General features: G+C 72.3%; 15 protein-coding genes. 6 read left to right on the top strand and 9 right to left on the bottom strand.

The window, feature by feature from the left end:
- Positions 1-40: 40 nt before the first annotated feature.
- Positions 41-466 carry a hypothetical protein gene (locus ACFYON_RS05025; protein WP_355014783.1) on the bottom strand — a complete coding sequence of 142 codons (426 nt, stop codon included), beginning with the start codon at positions 464-466 and terminating at the stop codon, positions 41-43.
- Positions 467-523: 57 nt separating this feature from the next.
- The gene (locus tag ACFYON_RS05020) at positions 524-2,719 is read right to left on the bottom strand and encodes a hypothetical protein (protein ID WP_354868024.1); all 2,196 of its coding nucleotides are present in this window, start codon (positions 2,717-2,719) and stop codon (positions 524-526) included.
- A 267-nt stretch (positions 2,720-2,986) separates the two neighbouring features.
- Here ACFYON_RS05020 and ACFYON_RS05015 point away from each other — a divergent pair, with 267 nt between their 5' ends.
- Positions 2,987-4,000: an NADPH:quinone reductase gene (locus tag ACFYON_RS05015; protein ID WP_355047154.1), complete on the top strand. Its 1,014-nt coding sequence runs from the start codon at positions 2,987-2,989 to the stop codon at positions 3,998-4,000.
- A gap of 180 nt (positions 4,001-4,180) precedes the next feature.
- Here ACFYON_RS05015 and ACFYON_RS05010 read toward each other — a convergent pair whose 3' ends face one another.
- Complete coding sequence (locus ACFYON_RS05010) at positions 4,181-5,815, bottom strand: fatty acid--CoA ligase (RefSeq protein ID WP_355047156.1); 1,635 nt, start codon at positions 5,813-5,815, stop codon at positions 4,181-4,183.
- Positions 5,816-5,914: 99 nt separating this feature from the next.
- Between ACFYON_RS05010 and ACFYON_RS05005 the strand changes: the two genes are divergently transcribed.
- Positions 5,915-6,406, top strand: a complete 492-nt coding sequence (locus ACFYON_RS05005) for an NUDIX domain-containing protein (RefSeq protein WP_354868021.1) — start codon at positions 5,915-5,917, stop codon at positions 6,404-6,406.
- 8 nt (positions 6,407-6,414) lie between these two features.
- Here the strand turns inward: ACFYON_RS05005 and ACFYON_RS05000 are convergent, their stop codons facing one another.
- On the bottom strand, positions 6,415-8,082 hold the full coding sequence (locus tag ACFYON_RS05000; RefSeq protein WP_387187695.1) for an MDR family MFS transporter: 1,668 nt from the start codon (positions 8,080-8,082) through the stop codon (positions 6,415-6,417).
- Between the two features lie 54 nt (positions 8,083-8,136).
- Positions 8,137-8,694, bottom strand: a complete 558-nt coding sequence (locus ACFYON_RS04995; protein ID WP_354868016.1) for a type 1 glutamine amidotransferase domain-containing protein — start codon at positions 8,692-8,694, stop codon at positions 8,137-8,139.
- A gap of 118 nt (positions 8,695-8,812) precedes the next feature.
- Between ACFYON_RS04995 and rfaE2 the strand changes: the two genes are divergently transcribed.
- Both rfaE2 and ACFYON_RS04985 read left to right on the top strand, forming a co-directional pair.
- Complete coding sequence (gene rfaE2 / locus ACFYON_RS04990; RefSeq protein WP_355047151.1) at positions 8,813-10,702, top strand: D-glycero-beta-D-manno-heptose 1-phosphate adenylyltransferase; 1,890 nt, start codon at positions 8,813-8,815, stop codon at positions 10,700-10,702.
- On the top strand, positions 10,699-11,571 hold the full coding sequence (locus ACFYON_RS04985; RefSeq protein WP_354868011.1) for a glycosyltransferase: 873 nt from the start codon (positions 10,699-10,701) through the stop codon (positions 11,569-11,571). Before rfaE2 ends, ACFYON_RS04985 begins: the two co-directional genes overlap by 4 nt.
- On the opposite strand, the gene ACFYON_RS04980 is transcribed toward ACFYON_RS04985, so the two are convergent.
- The 3 genes from ACFYON_RS04980 to ACFYON_RS04970 are packed head-to-tail and all read right to left on the bottom strand — an operon-like array spanning position 11,546 to position 13,756.
- Entirely contained in the window at positions 11,546-12,709 is a 1,164-nt protein-coding gene (locus ACFYON_RS04980; protein ID WP_355047150.1) for a glycosyltransferase family 9 protein, read from the bottom strand. The genes ACFYON_RS04985 and ACFYON_RS04980 overlap by 26 nt on opposite strands.
- A 7-nt stretch (positions 12,710-12,716) precedes the next feature.
- Complete coding sequence (locus ACFYON_RS04975) at positions 12,717-13,253, bottom strand: Hsp20/alpha crystallin family protein (RefSeq protein WP_354868006.1); 537 nt, start codon at positions 13,251-13,253, stop codon at positions 12,717-12,719.
- The gene (locus ACFYON_RS04970) at positions 13,250-13,756 is read right to left on the bottom strand and encodes a DUF2231 domain-containing protein (RefSeq protein ID WP_387188836.1); all 507 of its coding nucleotides are present in this window, start codon (positions 13,754-13,756) and stop codon (positions 13,250-13,252) included. The genes ACFYON_RS04975 and ACFYON_RS04970 overlap by 4 nt, the downstream gene beginning before the upstream one ends.
- 167 nt (positions 13,757-13,923) lie before the next feature.
- Between ACFYON_RS04970 and ACFYON_RS04965 the strand changes: the two genes are divergently transcribed.
- Positions 13,924-14,544: a pyridoxamine 5'-phosphate oxidase family protein gene (locus tag ACFYON_RS04965; protein WP_354868001.1), complete on the top strand. Its 621-nt coding sequence runs from the start codon at positions 13,924-13,926 to the stop codon at positions 14,542-14,544.
- A gap of 1 nt (position 14,545) precedes the next feature.
- Here ACFYON_RS04965 and ACFYON_RS04960 read toward each other — a convergent pair whose 3' ends face one another.
- Entirely contained in the window at positions 14,546-16,720 is a 2,175-nt protein-coding gene (locus tag ACFYON_RS04960; protein ID WP_354867999.1) for an acyltransferase family protein, read from the bottom strand.
- 131 nt (positions 16,721-16,851) lie between these two features.
- Here ACFYON_RS04960 and ACFYON_RS04955 point away from each other — a divergent pair, with 131 nt between their 5' ends.
- Positions 16,852-17,679 carry a TrmH family RNA methyltransferase gene (locus ACFYON_RS04955; protein ID WP_354867997.1) on the top strand — a complete coding sequence of 276 codons (828 nt, stop codon included), beginning with the start codon at positions 16,852-16,854 and terminating at the stop codon, positions 17,677-17,679.
- Positions 17,680-17,810: the final 131 nt, after the last annotated feature.

Here is a 17,810-nt window from a genome sequence, read left to right as displayed (position 1 = left end):
GCCCGGCCGGGCAGGCCGTCCTCGCCGGCTCCGGCGAGGTTCAGCCGACGTCGGGTGGGAGGGCGGGCGCGAGCAGGTCCAGCGCCTTCGACGTCGTGAGGTTGGACGAGTCGGGGTCGGCGGAGTCGAACAGGCGCGCGCCGGTCTGGTGTGCGAGAGCGACGAGCACGTCCAGTACGGGCGCGATCTCCTCCCGGAATGCGCGCACCGGCTCGCCCCAGGACCTGTCGGTGAACTCGACCACCACCCGCTGCACGCCGTGCGCTCCGGCATAGACGAATCCGTCGATGCCGGCTCGCTCTCCGGCGAGTTCAAGCTCGACGATGTCCCCATCATCCATCGGCAGGTCCAGCTCGGGGTCGTCCCCGAACACCTCGCGCAACCTGTCGGTGACGGCGTCGACCGGCAGTTCGGTGCCGGGCGAACCGGTTTCATCAAATCGCATGACGACGAGTTGGTCACCCATGAAAGGCCGGGTTGGGCCGGCCGTGCGACCGGCCCAACCCGTTCACCTCCTGAAGCTCTATTCGGGGAAATGGATGGTATAGGGGATGTTATTGCGGATCAAGCAGTCGAGCACCTCCTGTGTCGGGCCCAACGTGTGGTACGCGTTGTGCGGCAGGAAATGCCATTGAATCCCTCGCACCTTGTATTTCGTCGTCTGCTTGTTCGCGTCCACCACGTCGACACTGGCCTGCCGTAGCGTCCAGGCATCCTTTTCACATTCGGCCACTTCGCCGCCGTAGTTGGGGACGCCGGTCTTCACCTCGTGCAGGGTCAGTTCGCCCGGGGGGTCCTCGACGGCGATGTCCGGCTTCCGGGAAACGGACCTCGGGGTCGGGAACTGCGGCGTGAGAACCTTGAGGTTCTGGTGCCGGACGCCCGTGAGCAGATTGTTGAGGACGTAGCTCTCTCCGTCCTGCCAGTTGTACATGTACCGGACCCGCGGGCCCTTCACGTGCAGGGGATGCTGGTACGCAGCCCGCAGCCTGGCGAAGTTGGTCCGCGCCCCCCGGGCGAGCCGCAGCATGCCGGCTCGGGCCGCGAGGGCGTCGAAGCCGTCACCCGCCGAGGCCGCCGCGAGACCGGCATCCTGGAGCGCCGTCCAGTCCTCACCGAGAATCTGTTCGAGCGCGGCTTCCTTGACGCTGTCCGGAATGCTGTCGTAGGTCGCGACAAGCAGGACGACCTGTTCGGCCCGGTGCGCGAAGCGGACGACGAACCGTGCTGCCTTGCCCGGGATGGCCACGGCGTCACCCACATAGGGGACGACGCCGAGAATGCTCAGACCCGCGCCGACCCAGTCACCATGGATCAGCCCGGCGATCGTGTCGCGAATGTCGGCGAGACCGCCGACGATCCAACCCACGACCGGGATGAAGCTCAGCGCGCCGGAGCACAGGTTCCCGGAAAGCCACGCGATGGAGTCACGTGGCGCGAAGTCGCCGGCGAACATGCCGAGCAGGAAGTCGGAAACGTACGTCCACTTGCTGATCTGCTCGTCCGGCCGGCCCGGGTCGAGGCCCTGGTCGTCCTTGTGCGCCACCTCGTAGTCGTCGCGCAGGCCGTCCCCGTCGGTGTCCTGGACCAGGGGGTTGATCCCCCAGTCGTTGACCTCGACGCCGTCGGAGAGACCGTCTCCATCGCTGTCGACGTTGTTGACGTCGCTGAGGACCTCCTCCTCGGCGACGTCGATCAACCCGTCACCGTCGGTGTCCGCCTCGTTCGGCACGGGCACGATCGGTGGCACCGTGCCGGGCGCCGGTGGAGCGCGGGGCTGGTCGGCGACCAGGGGGTTGCTCCCCTTGGCGACCTCGGCACCGTCGTTGACGCCGTCACCGTCGGTGTCCGCTTCGGTGGGCGAGGTCCCCAGATCCTGTTCCTGAAGGTTGGTGAGCCCGTCGCTGTCGACGTCCTCGGCGCCGTCGGCGACCGCGTCGCTGTCGGTGTCGGCCGTGTTCGGTCTCGTCCAGCCCGCCAACCTGGTGATCTCGAACTTGTCGGTGAGCCGGTCGCCGTCGGAGTCGACAAGCAACGGACTGGAACCGAAGCGCAGTTCGACCACGTCGATCACGCCGTCGGAGTCGTGGTCACCACCGTAGGTGATGCCCAGTCGGGTCAGCACGTTGAAGGCGCTGGCCCAGGATCGCGTCAACTGGATGGTGGCCGGCTCCGGATTGGCCTTGACCAGCATCTCGTCGGCCTTGGCCAGGCTCGTCCGGGCTGCCGCCAGGTCCGCGAACGCCTCGGTCAGCCCCACCGGGGCGGGCGCGGGGGGCGGGCTGGCCCGGAACGGACCGATTGTCGCCTCGGCGTCCTGGATCGCCGCGTCCGCCAGCAGCCGCGCACCCGTGAGGGTCTCCACCAGCGCCCGGACGTGGGCCTGCTCCGCCTCGCCGTTCGGCGGGCTCGCCCCGGTCAGCCGGCTCTTGAGGAACGACTCCAACGGCTTCAGGTGATCGAACACGGCCGTGCCGTCGGCGGCGCTCTTGAGTCGCGCGCCGTCGAAGTACCGGCTCTGCACGTCGGCCAGCACCGGGGCGAGCCGGCTGTCGCCGAGCCCACCCGCCACGTACGGGCTCAGCGCCTCACAGGACTCGGCGATGTAGAGCTTCGCGTCGCGCGTGTAATCGGCGGTCGGGATCTTCCCGACCTCCTTCTGCCACAGAGGCGTCTCCCCCGCCAGCGCCTCACCGCCGAAGATCGCCAGCTGCGCCACGACGGCAGTCGCCACCGCCGCGGCCAGGCTTCTTCGACGCAGTTGCCCACGGAATCCCATGGGTACTCCCAACTGTCGATGGATAGCAATCCACACAGATTAGGCAGCGTCGATGATCGTCCGCTGTCCCGTTGAGGCCCGGCGGGCAGGTATCCCGTGGGGCGAACTTTCGCCATCTGGACGGGCGCGACGGACGACCCACCGGCGGCGGTCCGGCGGATCCGGCAGGATGGGACGAGCGGTGGGTTTGGCCCTGAGCGGAGGACGATGAAGGCGATCGTGTACGAGCGCACCGGGGACGCCTCGGTGCTCCAGGTGGTCGAGCGGCCGGTGCCGGAACCCGGTCCGGGCGAGGTGCTGGTGCGGATGGCCGTGTCGGGGGTGAACCCGACCGACTGGAAGGCCCGCGAGGCGTGGCCGCTGCCGGCCGGCTGGCAGATCCCGCACCAGGACGGCGCCGGGGTGGTCGAGGCGGTCGGCGAGGGCGTGGACCGGACGCTGATCGGTGAGCGGGTCTGGGTGTGGGAGGCGGCGTGGCAGCGGCCGTGGGGCACCGCGGCCGAGTACACGGTGGTTCCGGTCCGGCACGCGGTGCCGCTCGGTCCGGCCTCGTTCGACCTGGGCGCGGCGCTCGGCATCCCGTTCATGACCGCGCACCGCTGCCTGACCGCCGGTGAGTTCATGCCGGACAAGCTGCACGCCGGTGCGCTGAGCGACCACGTGGTGCTGGTGCAGGGCGGTGCGGGCGCGGTGGGCAACGCGGCGATCCAGCTCGCGAGCTGGGCCGACGCGTGCGTGATCAGCACGGTCAGCAGCCCGGAGAAGGCGCAGCTCGCAGCCGCGGCCGGGGCCGACTTCGTGATCAACTATCGCGAGCAGGACGTGGTCGAGGAGGTCCGCAAGGTCGCGCCCGACGGGGTGCACACGATCGTCGAGGTCTCCGCCGCGCGCAACGCCGCCGCCGACGTACGGATGCTGCGCACCGGCGGGGCGGTCTGTGTGTACGCCGACGACGGCGGCGACGAGGTGACGCTGCCGATCCGGCCGCTGATGGGTCCCAACGCGCGCTGGCAGTTCGTGCTGATCTACACCGCGCCGAAGGTGGCGAAGGCCCAGGCGGTCACGGACATCGCGGCGGCGGTGGCGCAGGGCGCGATCCGGGTCGGCGCGGAGGCCGGCCTGCCGCTGCACCGCTATCCGCTGGCGGAGGCCGCCGCCGCGCAGCAGGCGGTGCAGGACAGCGTGGTGGGCAGGGTGCTGGTGAGCACCGCCGACGAGTAGGCGGCCGGATTTCCCCGACAGCCGGACAGACGCGAACAAGTTTCGCAACAATGACGGTGCGGGTCACTCCGTAACGGACGGGTGGCCCCGGCGCGGTGCGAACGCCGGGGCCACCCTCTGGGAGGAATGTCCGTTGGGAACGCGTTCCTACCCGTGTAGGCGACGGTACGCCGCGAAACGTTACGACGCGGTCAGTTCCCGCACGTCGAGCCCGCCGTCGGCGTACCGCGAGCGCACCACCTTCTTGTCGAACTTGCCGACGCTGGTCTTCGGCACCGCGTCGATGAACGCCCAACGCTCCGGCAACTGCCAGCGGGCCACCGAGCCGCCCAGGAAGTCCCGCAGTTCCTCGGCGGTCACCGAGGCGCCCTCGCGGACGACGACGGTGGCCAGCGGACGCTCGTCCCAGCGCTCGTCCGGCACGCCCACCACGCACGCCTCCAGCACCGCCGGGTGGGCCATCAGGGCGTTCTCCAGCTCGACCGAGGAGATCCACTCCCCGCCCGACTTGATCACGTCCTTGGCGCGGTCGGTCAGGGTGATGTAGCCGTCCGGCGAGAGCGTGCCGACGTCACCGGTACGCAGCCAGCCGTCCCGGAACTTCTCCTCCTCCGGGGCGTCGTCGCCGATGTACCGGGCGGTCACCCACGGCCCGCGTACCTCCAGCTCGCCCACCGACGTCCCGTCGGCGGGCAGCGGCTCGCCCAGCGGGCCGACGATCCGCGCCGTCACGCCCGCCGGGACGCGGCCCTGCGTGTAGCGGTAGCGCCAGGCGTCCTCGCCGGTCGCGCCGGCCGGCGCCCGGGAGACCGAGCCCAGCGGCGACATCTCGGTCATGCCCCAGGCGTGGATGACGTCGATGCCGTAGCGGTCGTGGAACGCGTGCATCAGCGCGGGTGGGCAGGCCGATCCGCCGACGATCACCTCCCGCAGCGAGGAGAGATCCACCTCGTGCGCGTCCAGGTAGGCCAGCAGATCGGTCCAGATGGTCGGCACCGCGCCGGCCAGCGTCGGACGCTCGGCGGCGATCATCGCGGCGATCGGCTCGGCCTGGAGGAACCGGTCCGGCATGATCAGCGAGGTGCCGGAGAGGAACGCCGCGTACGGCAGGCCCCAGGACATCGCGTGGAACATCGGCACGATCGCCAGCTCCCGGTCGTTCGGGCCGAGCCCGAAGCCCTCCGGCATGCAGACCTGGAGCGAGTGCAGGTAGATCGAGCGGTGCGAGTAGGCGACGCCCTTGGGGTTGCCCGTGGTCCCCGAGGTGTAGCAGAGGGCGGCGGCGTCGCGCTCGTCCACCTCCGGCCAGTCGAAGTGGTCCGGGCGGTCGGCCAGCAACGCGTCCCAGTGGTGCACGGTGATCCGGTGGCCGGCCGCGGCCAGCAGCGGCTCCGGGTCGCCGCCGCCGACCACCACCACGTGCGCGACGCCTGTCATGTCGCCGATCACCCGGGCGAGCAGCGGGATGAGCGTGGTGTCGACGAGCACCACCCGGTCCTGCGCGTGGTTGGCGATGTAGGCGACCTGGTCGGGGAAGAGCCGGATGTTGAGCGTGTGCAGCACCGCGCCCATGCTCGGCACGGCGAAGTACGCCACCAGGTGCTCGTTGTTGTTCCACATGAACGTGCCGACCCGCTCGTCGCCGGTCACCCCGCACTCGTCGCGCAGCGCGTGGGCCAGCCGGGCCGCGGCGCGGCCGACCTCCGCGTACGTCATCCGGCGGGGCTCGGCGCCGGTCCAGGTGACCACCTCCGCCGCGCCGTGCACGGTGGAGCCGTGTTCGAGGATCCGGGCGACCTGGAGAGGGGCATCCATCATCGTGCTACGCATGGGTGACAAAGTAGTGGCGGCGGTCACATCTGCGTAACCCCCGGAACCGCCGAGGCGGCAGCGAACGGTGCGTAGATTGTCCGGGTGAGCATCTCGTGGGCCGACTCGTACGTGGGGCAGCTTCGCGCCCTGGCCGGTGACCGCACCCTGATGTTCGTCGGCGCCCGCGCCGTGGTGCGCGACAACGCCGCCCGGGTGCTGCTGATCCAGCGCTCCGACAACGGCCAGTGGGCGTTGCCGGCCGGCGCCATGGAACTCGGCGAGTCGATCGCCGACTGCGCGGTCCGGGAGGTCCGCGAGGAGACCGGGCTGCGGGCGCTGCGGGTGAGCGCGTTCGCGCTCTACACCGGCCCCGACCGCACCCACACCAACATGTACGGGCACACGTACCAGGTCTTCACCACCGCGTTCCGGGTCGACGAGTGGGACGGCGAGCTGGCCCGGTTCACCGACGAGACCACCGACGCCAGGTTCTTCCGTCCGGCGGACTTCCCGCACCCGCTGTCGTCGAGCGTGCCCGAGACGCTCGCCGACCTGGACGTGTTCGAGCAGACCAACCGCCTGATCCTCAAGTAGCCCGCGGCTCAGAGCATCGTCTGCGACTTCGCCTCCATGTCGGCGGCGGCCTCCTCCTTCGACTCCTTGGCCAGCGGCTTGCCGCCGGGTGCGGGCGCCTTGCCGCCGATCGGGTCGGCGCCGCCGGTGGCCCCCTGCGGGCCGGTACCGCGCAACTGAAGGTTCGGCATGGCCAGCGTGACCAGCACGGCGACCACCGCGATCAGCCCGGTGGTCAGGAAGACCAGGTGCAGCGACTCCACGAACGCGGCCTGGACGGCGGCGCGTACCGGGGCGGGCAGCGCGAGGATCGCCGCCGGGTCGTTGATCGAGAAGTTCCCGCCGGCCGCCACCGCCGCCCGCTGCTCCGGCGGGAGCTGCGCCAGCGCGCCCGGCAGCCGCGCGGACATCTCGGCGGTGAGCCGGGACGACAGCACCGCGCCGAGGATGGCCACCCCGAACGAGCCGCCGAGCGACCGGAAGAACGTCGCCGACGAGGTGCCCGCGCCCAGGTCGCGGACGCTCACCGCGTTCTGCACGGCCAGGATCAGCGACTGCATGCACAGGCCCAGCCCGACGCCGATCACCACCATGTAGCCGAACGCGGCCCAGAGCGAGGTGTCCACCCGGAGTTGCTGGAACAGCAGCATGCCGGCCACCAGCACGGCCGCGCCGGCCACCGGGAACCACTTGTACCTGCCGATCCGGCTCATCGCCCGGCCGGTGAGCACCGAGGTGACGATGACGCCGGCCATCATCGGCAACATCAGCAGACCGCTGCGGGTCGGCGAGGCACCCTTGACGATCTGGAGATAGAGCGGGATGAAGATGATCGACCCGAACATCACCAGACCGAGCACGAAACCCGCCCCGTTGGCGAGGGCGAACGTGGCGCTGCGGAACAGCCGCAGCGGCAGGATCGGCTCCCTGGTCCGGGCCTCCTGGACGACGAACAGCACGCCGAGCACCGCGCCCGCGGCGAACAGTCCGACGATCACGCCGGAGCCCCAGGCGTACTCGGCGCCGCCCCAGCTCAGCGCCAGCAGCAGGCAGCTCACGCCGGCCACCAGCAACGCCGCGCCGATCCAGTCGACTGTGTGCTCCCGGCGCTCGAACGGCACCAGCCGCATCACGTGCCAGCAGACCACGATGGCGAGGATCGCCAGCGGCACGTTGATGTAGAAGATCCACCGCCAGTTGTTCTCCGCGAAGTAGCCGCCGACGAGCGGCCCGGCCACCGACGACACGCCGAACACCGCGCCGAACAACCCCTGGTAGCGGCCACGCTCCCGGGGCGACACCACGTCCGAGATGATGGTGAACGCCAGCGTCATCAGGCCGCCCGCGCCGACGCCCTGCACGCCCCGCGTGACGATCAACTGGGTCATGTTCTGCGACAACCCGGCCAGCAGCGAGCCGAGCAGGAACATCCCGATCGAGAACAGGAAGACCGGCCGGCGCCCGTACAGGTCGGCCATCTTGCCGTACAGGGGTGTCGAGGCGGTCGAGGCCAGCAGGTACGCGGTGACCACCCACGAGTAGTGGTTGATGCCGCCCAGCTCGCCCACGATCGTCGGCAGCGCGGTCCCGACGATGGTCTGGTCCAGCGCCGCCAGCAGCATGCCGGTCATCAGACCGAACATCAGCAGGCGGATCTGACGGGCGGGCAGCGCGGGACGGGCGGCTTGGGCGGTCATCCCGCTTCCTATCCCACCGGGGGCGGATCATGCCCCCGGTGGGCGTACGAGTTTTCAGCGGGCGGCGTGTCGCCCTTCGGCGAACTCCTCGACGATCTTGGCGCAGAACGCCGGCAGGTCGTCCGGCTTGCGGCTGCTAACCAGCCCGTTGTCGGTGACGACCTCCTGGTCGACCCAGTTCGCTCCGGCATTCGTGAGGTCGGTGCGCAGGCTGGGCCAGGAGGTGATGGTGCGGCCCCGCACCACGTTCGCCTCCACGAGCGTCCACGGGCCGTGGCAGATCACCCCGACCGGCTTGCCGGCGTCGAAGAACGCCTTGACGAACCGGACCGCCTCCGGGTCCGTACGCAGGAAGTCGGGGTTCGCCACGCCACCGGGCAGGACCAGGGCGTCGTACGCCCCGGCGTCCGCCTCCTTGGTGGTGACGTCGACCTGGTACTGCTTGCCGTGGTCGAGGTGGTTGAAGGCCTGGATCGTGCCGGACTCGATGGAGACCAGCTCGACCTGGGCGCCGGCGTTCTCCACCGCCTCCCGGGGCTTGGTGTACTCGACCTCCTCGACGCCGTCGGCGGCCAGGAAGGCGATGCGCTTGCCCTGAAGTGTCGCTGCCATGCTGCTTCTCCTCTCCGGGGTACGTCTCCACGGTTCCCCCGCCCGATGCCGCGAAACCGGACGCATCGGGTGGCCGGCGTCGCGTTTGGCCCGACGGCCCGGGGGGATCCGCAGGGGCATGGCAGGAGCGGCAGCGGAAGAGCGCCGGCTGGCCACCGTGGTGGCGAGCTGGCAGCAGCGTCCCGTGCTGGTCGTCGGGGACGCCATGCTTGACGAGTGGCGGTTCGCCGAGTCGGAGCGGCTCTGCCGGGAGGCGCCCGCGCCGGTCCTCACCCTGCGGCGCCGGATCTCCGCGGCCGGCGGCGCCGCCAACACGGCGGTGAACGTGGCGGCGCTCGGCGGCCGGGCCGCGCTCGTCGCCCCGGTCGGCGCCGACGTGGCCGGCGACGAACTGCACGACTGCCTGGACCGGGCGGCGGTCTGGGACCGTACGGTGAGCCAGCCGGGCCGGCACACGCCGGTCAAGCGGCGGATGCTCGCCGCCAACCAGATCCTGCTCCGCGAGGACTCCGGCAGCCCGGAGGACGGGCTGGACGCCGACGCCGTCGCCCGCCTGCTCACCGCGCTGCACTGCGCCACCGAGGAGCTACGCGCGGTCGCCGCCGGGCAGCCGGTCACGCTCGTGGTCTGCGACTACGGCCTGGGCGCGCTGCCCTCGGCGATACGCGCCTGGCTGGTCGCCAACCGCGACCGGTACGGCACCGTGGCGCTCGACGCGCACGACCTGGCCGACTGGCGCGGGCTGAACCCGACAGTGGTGACGCCGAGCTTCGCCGAGGCGACCCGGCTGCTGGCCCGTGCCGCCGCCGGTTTCGCGCACGCCGAGCGGGACGCCGTACCCCCTGGAAGTGACCTGCACCTGGACCACCCGGCGGAGACCGACGGCCCGTCCGAGCTGATGGTGGGCGCCGCGCCCGGTGGGTCCGGCGACCCTGCCCCGGGTGGCCCGCACCCGGCCTCGGGCACGCCCGCCGCGGAGGCGCCCGCCGGCCCGACCGGTGAGCCGGTCCCCGGCGAGGAGCGGGTGGCTCTGACCGGGGACGGGCTGAGCGTCACCGGCACGGGCGTGACGGTGAGCGCGGCGGCCGGCGCCGGCGTGGACCGGGCGGTGCTGGCCGAGTCCCGCCTGCCCGAACTGCGCGCGCACACCGGCGCCGACGTGGTGGCGGTGACCCTGGACACCGAGGGCGCGGTGGTCGGCGGCGCCGAGGGCGAGCCCCGGCGCAGCCACAGCACCCCCGTACCGGCCAGCCACGCGGTGGGCGCCGGGGACGCCTACCTGGCGGCCATGACGCTGGCACTCGCCGCCGACGCGGGCCTGCCCACCGCCGCCCAGCTCGCCCAGCTCGCCGCCACCGTCACGGTGGCCGACACCGGCACCTGCGTGTGCCGGCGGCAGGACCTGCTGGCCGCGCTCGGCACCGGCGTGGACGAGGGCGGCCACCCGGCCCTGGTCGGCGCCGACGAGCTGGACGCGCTGGTGGACGAACACCGGCAGGCCGGGCGGTCGGTGGTGTTCACGAACGGCTGCTTCGACGTGCTGCATCCCGGGCACGTCCGCTACCTGACGCAGGCCCGCGCGCTCGGCGACCTGCTGATCGTGGCGGTCAACTCGGACGGCAGCGTACGGCGGCTCAAGGGCCCGGACCGGCCGGTGAACCCGGTCGAGGACCGGACCGCCCTGCTGGCGGCGCTGGCCTGCGTCGACCACGTGGTGGTCTTCGAGGAGGACTCCCCGGCCCGGCTGATCGAGGCGGTCCGGCCCGACGTCTACGTCAAGGGCGGCGACTACCCGCCGGAGATGGTGCCGGAGGCGCCGCTGGTACGGCGGCTGGGCGGGCAGGTGCGCACGCTCGGGTACGTGCCCGACCGCTCCACCTCGGCGATCATCGACCGGATCCGCGCCCAGTCGCACAGCATGAGCGAACGCACCGAGCGGAGCGAGGGCCGTGCGGCCATGCCCGACCAGCAGCACAGCCCCGCCGTGGGCGAGGGCAGGCCGGCGTGACCCGTCCGCTCGACCCGGGCACGCCCGCACGGTTCCGGCAGCACCGGCGCCTCGACGTGCTGATCCCCACCCGCAACCGGCCCGCCGAGCTGGCGGTCACGCTGTCCGGGCTGGCCGCCCAGGAGGGTCTACCCGGGTTCGGGGTGGTGGTCAGCGACCAGTCCGACGGCGAGCCCGCGTACGCGCACCCGGCCGCCGCCACGATGGTCCGGGCGTTGCGTCATCGAGGACACCCGGTGCTGCTGACCCGGCGGCTCCCCCGGCGCGGCCTTGCCGAGCACCGGTCGTACCTGCTGGCCCAGTCGGCGGCCGACGCGGTGCTCTGCCTCGACGACGACGTGTGGCTGGAGCCGGGGACGCTGTCCCGGCTGGTCACCGCGCTCGACGAGTTGGGCTGCGGTTTCGTCGGCAACGCGGTGCACGGGCTCTCCTACGCCGACGACGTCCGCCCGGAGACGCACCAGCACTACGAGGAGTGGACCGGGCCGCCGGTGCCGGAACGCATCCAGCCCGGCACGCCGGAGTGGCACCGGGCGTCCATCCACCCGGCGGCGAACCTGCTGCACGTCACCGAGAAGCTGCACCTGGCGGCGGGCGAGTGGCGGGCGTACAAGGTGTCCTGGATCGGCGGGTGCGTGCTCTACGACCGGGCCAAGCTCGTCGACTCCGGCGGCTTCGACTTCTGGGAGCGGCTGCCCGAGCGGCACCAGGGTGAGGACGTCGCCGCGCAGCTCGCCGTGCTGGAGCGCCACGGCGGCGCCGGTGTCCTGCCCAGCGGGGCCTACCACCTGGAGTCGCCGACCACAGTCACCGAACGTGACGTGGAGGCGTGGGAGGTCGTGCTCAGCGAGTCGCCCGCGGAGGTGTGAGCAGCTCCCGGGCCGCCTCGACCACCTCGGCGACTGGCACGTCGGCCACGAACGACACCCGGTGCGGGCACTCGCCGTCGCCCGGCCGGTGCGGGTAGATCCCGGGCGTGCAGTCCACGCCGCAGACCGGGCAGTGGGTGGTCCAGGCGGCGATCGGGCGGTGCCGCCCGCGCAGCGGCGACGCCCCGTTGATCAGGTTGCCGACCCAGAAGACGCCCACCGTCGGCGCACCCACCGCGGCGGCAAGGTGCAGCGGGCCGGTGTCGTTGGAGACCACGAGCGCGCAGTCCGCGTAGGCGGCGGCCAGCGCGCCCAGGCTGAGCGTGCCGACCTGGGGACGAACCGGCACCCCGGCCGCCGCCGCCACCGCGTCGACCGTCTCCTGCTCTGCGGGGGTGCCGGTGACAAGCACCTCGTACCCGTCTGCGGTCAGCTCGCGGGCGACCTCGGCGAAGCGTTCCGGCGGCCAGCGGCGTCGCGTGTCGGTGGCGCCCGGGTGCAGCGCCACCCGGGGCCGGGTGGGTTCGCCGAGCACGGCGGCGGCCTCCGCCCGGTCGGCGGCGGTGACCGCGAGCGCCGGGGTGACGGTGGTGGCGGGCGCACCGACCAGCGCGGCCACCTCCAGGTAGCGGATCACCTCGTGCTGGTAGTAGACGTAGCGCAGCCACCGGTCCAGCGGCGGCGCCCCCTCGGCCCGCAGGCCGGCGGTGACCCGGGCGCCGAGCCGGGCCACGAACGGGTTCGAGTTGCCGCCGCCGCCGTGCACCTGCAACGCCAGGTCGAACCGCTCGGCGCGGGCGGCGGCCTGGAACGCCGGCACGTCACCCGGCGACTCGCCGGGCCCCGGGTCGCGGATGCCGGGCGCCGCCGGCACCACCAGCACCCGGTCCACCGGGCCGGGCCGGTCGCGCCAGAGCGCCGCGTGCCACGGCGCGCCGAGCAGCACGATCTCCGCCGTCGGGTACGCCGACCGCAGCGCGTCCAGCGCCGGCAGCACGAAGATGAAGTCACCGAGCGCGTTGGCGCGCAGCACGGCGATCCGCTCGACGTCGGGGACGCGCTCGCCGACCGGGCCGAGCACCGACGACGGCTCCCGGTCGCGGCGCGGCGAGCCGGAGCCGTCGGACGGGCTGGTCACGCGGCTCCTACGGTCTGTCGATCTCGTCGAGCGCGGTGTCCGGGTGGTGCAGCTCCCGGTCCGCGGCCGGGTCGGCGGGCATCCGCGTACGGTCGGCACCCGGTCCCGGGCCGGTGCGGCCGACGGTGATGGTGCGCGGCGCGGGCCGGGCCGCCCGGGGCAGGTGCACCCGGAGCAGGCCGTGGTCCATCACCGCGTCGATCCGGTCCGGGTCCACGCGGGACGGCAGGTCCACGCGATACTCGAAGCCCCGCGTGGTGAACCCGCCCGGGATGCCGTGGTCGGCGTTCACCTCGGCCTCCGACCGGGCGCGGACGCACAGCTCCCGGTCGTCCAGCTCGACGGCGACCTCCTCCGGCGCGACACCGGGCAGCCGGACGACCACCTCCCAGCCGTCGGCCGTCTCGGCCAGGTCCACGTCCTGGCCGCCGGACCGTCCGCCGACCAGCCGGCTCAGCTCCGAGCGCAGTGACTGGAGTTCACCCATCGGATCCCAGCCCTGCTGGCGGCCACGCCAGCCCCGTCCGCCGCTTTGTTCCGTCATCGCGCGTCTCCGATCCGCTGTGTCGCCGAGGGGGATCGCAGCGAGCTGGGCGCGTTGAGATCGTGCTCCGGGTCGACGCCCACACCGAGCCGGTCCACCAGTTCGCCGCCGAGCCACGCGCTGACCCCGAGGATCGCCAGGGCGACCACCTCGATGGCGATCAGCGCGCCGCCGGCCGCCCGCGAGTCGGCGTTGAGCCGGACCACCCAGACCGCGGCGAACAGCAGGATGACCGCCACGTTGGCGGCGGCGTGGGTGAGCCCGACCCGCTTGGCGCGGGTGCCCGCCGGCAGGGCGAGCAGGTCGAACGCCCCGGCCGCCGCGGCCAGCAGGCCACCGATCAGACCGACGGTGATGTTCCAGTACGCGACCTCGGCCAGGAACCCGGGCCCGCCCACGGTGTCCACCACGTCGAAGATCACCGCGGTCACGAAGAGCGCCACCGGGAACATCACGAGCATCGGATGCACGGGATGGCCGAGCACCTTGAGTCGGCTCTCCATCTCGGCCTCCATCCATCGCGTCCAGACGCACGCTGCGAACCGGTCCCTACCCGTCGACCCCGGGGGCAAACCCGGCGGTCGACGCGCTCACCTAGGCTGACCATGGCGGATCGCGGCCCGTCGCGGGGCAGAACCGCCGTGGTGCTCAACGGACGGGGGAGGAAGACGTGACGATCCGGGAGATCAGCAACGAGGCGGAACTGCGTGACCTGCTGGGCACGCCGACCGCGCGGGCGCTCGCCAAGGAACGCCGTACGCTGCACGAACGCGACCGGGAGTGGCTGGCCGCCTCGCCGTTCTGCCTGCTCGCCACCGCCGGCGCGGACGGCGCCTGCGACGTCTCCCCCAAGGGTGACCCGCCCGGCTTCGCGCTGGTGCTCGACGACAGCACGATCGCGATTCCGGAGCGGCCCGGCAACCGGCGGGCCGACGGCTACCGCAACATCCTGGCCAACCCGCACGTCGGGCTGATCTTCCTGATCCCCGGCCGCACCGACACGCTGCGGATCAACGGCCGGGCCCGGCTGATCTCCGACGCGCCGTGGTTCGCCGACATGGAGGTCAAGGGCCACCGGCCGGTGCTCGCCGTCGAGGTCGCGATCGAGCAGATCTTCTACCACTGCGCGAAGGCGTTCCTGCGCTCCGAGCTGTGGAAGCCGGAGACGTGGCAGCCGGACGTGCTGCCGACCCGGCCCCGGCTGGTCAAGGAGGTGGAGGCTCCGGCGGAGAGCCTGGCCGACCTGGAACGCCACTACGGCCCGGACTACGCCCGGAAGCTGTACGTCTGAGTCACTTCTCCGGGGTGAAGCGCGCCGGCACGCCGGCGTCGGACAGGGCACGGGCGAGGTGCGGCGCGGTGGTCTTCACGTACGCCGCGCCGATGTGCGAGCCGCCCCGGTAGATGAGCACGTTGCCGAACACCACGGGACACCTGTCGGTCGGGCAGACGGCGTCGAACAGATCGATCATCTTGACCTTCGGCGCGCCCGCGACCGCCTGCCGCTGCATCCGGTAGCCCGGGTCCTGGTCGTGGCGCTCCCTGTCGAACGCGCACGCGGACAGGCGCTTGCGGTTCTTGTCGGCGCAGGCCACCGCCGCGCCCGGGTGCGGGTTGTTGGCCAGGACGACGACCTTGGTGCCGACCGAGTCGAGCTTCTTCCACGAGGCCCGTACGCCGGACACCATCGCGGCGACGGTGGCGCGCTTGCCCCCGCTGTCGAGGGCCGTCGACGCCGACTGCGAGGTGACCACGAAGTCGGGGCGCTCCTGCACCAGGCGGTCCAGCAGCGCACGGTTCCACTCGATGCAGTCGGTGTAGGGCTTGCCGGACCCGTCGCCCTTGAGCACCTGGGCGCTGGTGAAGGCGCAGCCCGCCTTCGCCATGATCCGCAGCTTCCAGCCGTTCTGCGCGGCGAGTACCTGGAACGCCGGCAGCCACTGGTCCATCTTCGAGTCGCCCACCAGCGCGACGGTGGTGGCCCCGTTCGGGTCGCCGTACGTGCAGGACAGCACCTCGGCGCCCTCGACCTGCTGGAAGCACTTGTCCCGGTTGGTGTCGGGCACGTCCATGAAGCCCTGCCGGATCTGCAGCGGATCCGGGGTGATCGCGTCGAACCGCTCCGGGACCGGACCGATCGGCGCGGTGCCGGGCGCTGTGGACAGCAGCGCGGCGCCCGGGGCGTACCGGCTCTTGGTGGTGGTCGCGGCGGCGGCCCACGCGCCCATCAGCACCAGGACCAGGCCGGCGCAGATGCCGGCGAGCGTGAAGTTGCCGCCCAGGCTCAACGCCAGACGCGGCGACGTGGAGATCTTCCGCGAGTACCGCAGCGGGTTCTCCACCAGCCGGAACGTGAGCCAGGCCGGGATCACCGAGGCGAGCGCCACCGCCAGGCCCTCGGTCACCGACAGATCGCCGAAGTGCGCGGTGGCCACCACGAGCATCGGCCAGTGCCACAGGTACAGCGAGTAGGACAGGTCACCGATCCACTGGAACGGACGCAGACCGAGCACCATCACCGGCCCCCGGGCGCCGGCTGCGGCACCGGCCGCGATCACCGCCGCCGCGCCCAGCGTGGGCAGCGCCGCCGCGTACCCCGGCCACGCGGTCTTGCCGCTGACCAGCAGCGCCGCCGCCACGATCGCGGCGAGGCCGAGCCACCCGAGGACGACCGCCACCGACCGGGGCATCCGCGTGGCGCGGACCGCCAGCAGCGCGACCGCCGCGCCGACCGCGAGTTCCCACAGCCGCGTGGTGGAGACGAAGAACGCCCGCTCCGGCGAGTTCGCCGTCTCGACGATCGACCAGACGAACGACGGCACCGCGAGCACCGCGAGACCGACCCACAGGACCGGCCGTACGTTCGCCCGCCGGAGCTTGCGCGCGGCGAGGAGGGCCAGCACGATCAGCAGCGGCCAGAGCAGGTAGAACTGCTCCTCCACGGCGAGCGACCAGAAGTGCTGCACCGGCGACGGCGCGACGTCCTCGGCCAGGTAGTCGACCGCGCGGTCGGCGAACCGCCAGTTCACGACGTAGGTCGCCGCGGCGGCGATGTCACCGCCGATGACCTGCCACTCACCCCGGGGTACGAACAGCCGGACCGCGACGGCCGTGGCCGCCAGCACCACTGTGGCGGCGGGCAGGATCCGCTTGGCCCGGCGCGCGTAGAAGCCGGTGAGCGAGACCCGACCGCTGCGCTCGATCTCGGAGATGAGCTGCCCGGTGATGAGGAAGCCGGAGATCACGAAGAAGACGTCGACGCCGACGAAGCCACCGGGGATGAACGGCAGCCCGGCGTGGTAGAGCAGCACCAGCCCCACGGCGACGGCTCTCAGCCCGGCGACGTCGGCCCGGAACCGGCTCGGCGTCGCCTCCCGGCCCGGCTCGCGCCCGGTCCCCGTACCAGCCGGCCCTTCGGCGGGTGAACCTTCCCGATCGGCAACCTTCGTCAGCGGCGGGGAAGTCATCGCGATCCTCAAACTCTGCGGGCTGGGGCCAGGGAACGATAACGGCTCGTCAGGCGGGGGACAATCACGCCGCTCCGCCTCGAACGCATCCGGCGGGTGGCCCGGGCCTCCGATGGGGTTGAATCGGCGACGTGGCGAAGACCCTGACGATCACCACCCGGAACGCGAGCTTCCAGCAGTGGCAGGCGCTGCTGACCAACCGCACCAAGCGGCAGCGCTCCGGGGAGTTCCTGGTCCAGGGGGTACGCCCGATCACCGTGGCCCTGGAGCAGGGCTGGGAGATCCGCGCCCTCCTCTACCCGGACCGGCAGCCCCTGTCCCGCTGGTGCCGCGACCTGCTCGACGGCGCCGGCGCCAGGCGGGTCGCGCTCGCGCCGGAGCTGATGCGGGAACTGAGCGGCAAGGAGGAGGAGTCACCCGAGCTGCTGGCCGTCGTGGCGCAACCCGCTGACGACCTGGCCCGCATCCCGGCCGGGCCGGCAATGCTCGTGGTGGTCTTCGACCGCCCCAAGACCCCGGGCAACATCGGCACGCTGATCCGCTCCGCCGACGCCTTCGGCGCCTCCGGTGTGATCATCACCGGCCACGCCGCCGACCCGTACGACCCGAAGGCGGTCCGGGCCAGCACCGGGTCGCTGTTCGCCGTACCCGTGGTGCGCGTCGCCAGCCATCGAGAGGTTCTGGACTGGGTCGCCGCGGTTCGCGCGGACGGGCTCCCGCAGGTCCAGGTCATCGGTACGGACGAGCACGGGGACGTGGACGTCGCCGAACACGACCTGACCGGCCCCACTCTCCTGCTGGTCGGCAACGAGACGCACGGGCTGAGCAAGGGCTGGCAGGAGGCCAGTGACCGGATGGTGCGCATCCCCATCGTGGGGGCGGCGAGTTCGCTGAACGCGGCGGCGGCCGGAACGGTGGCGCTGTACGAGGCGGCCCGGCAGCGCGCCGAGCAGCGGTAGCCCAGCCGGAGCGCGCCGATTCCGACATGGGTCGGCATGTGCGCCGACCGTCCAGGCGACTGTCGGTGCCGACCGTCCCGTCGACATCAACACTGATCGGTGAATGGTCACCGGCTTGGTGGATGTCGGCG

Source organism: Micromonospora sp. NPDC005686 (assembly GCF_042871665.1).
Taxonomy (GTDB): domain Bacteria; phylum Actinomycetota; class Actinomycetes; order Mycobacteriales; family Micromonosporaceae; genus Micromonospora.
This window is presented reverse-complemented; position numbering and strand designations above follow the sequence as displayed.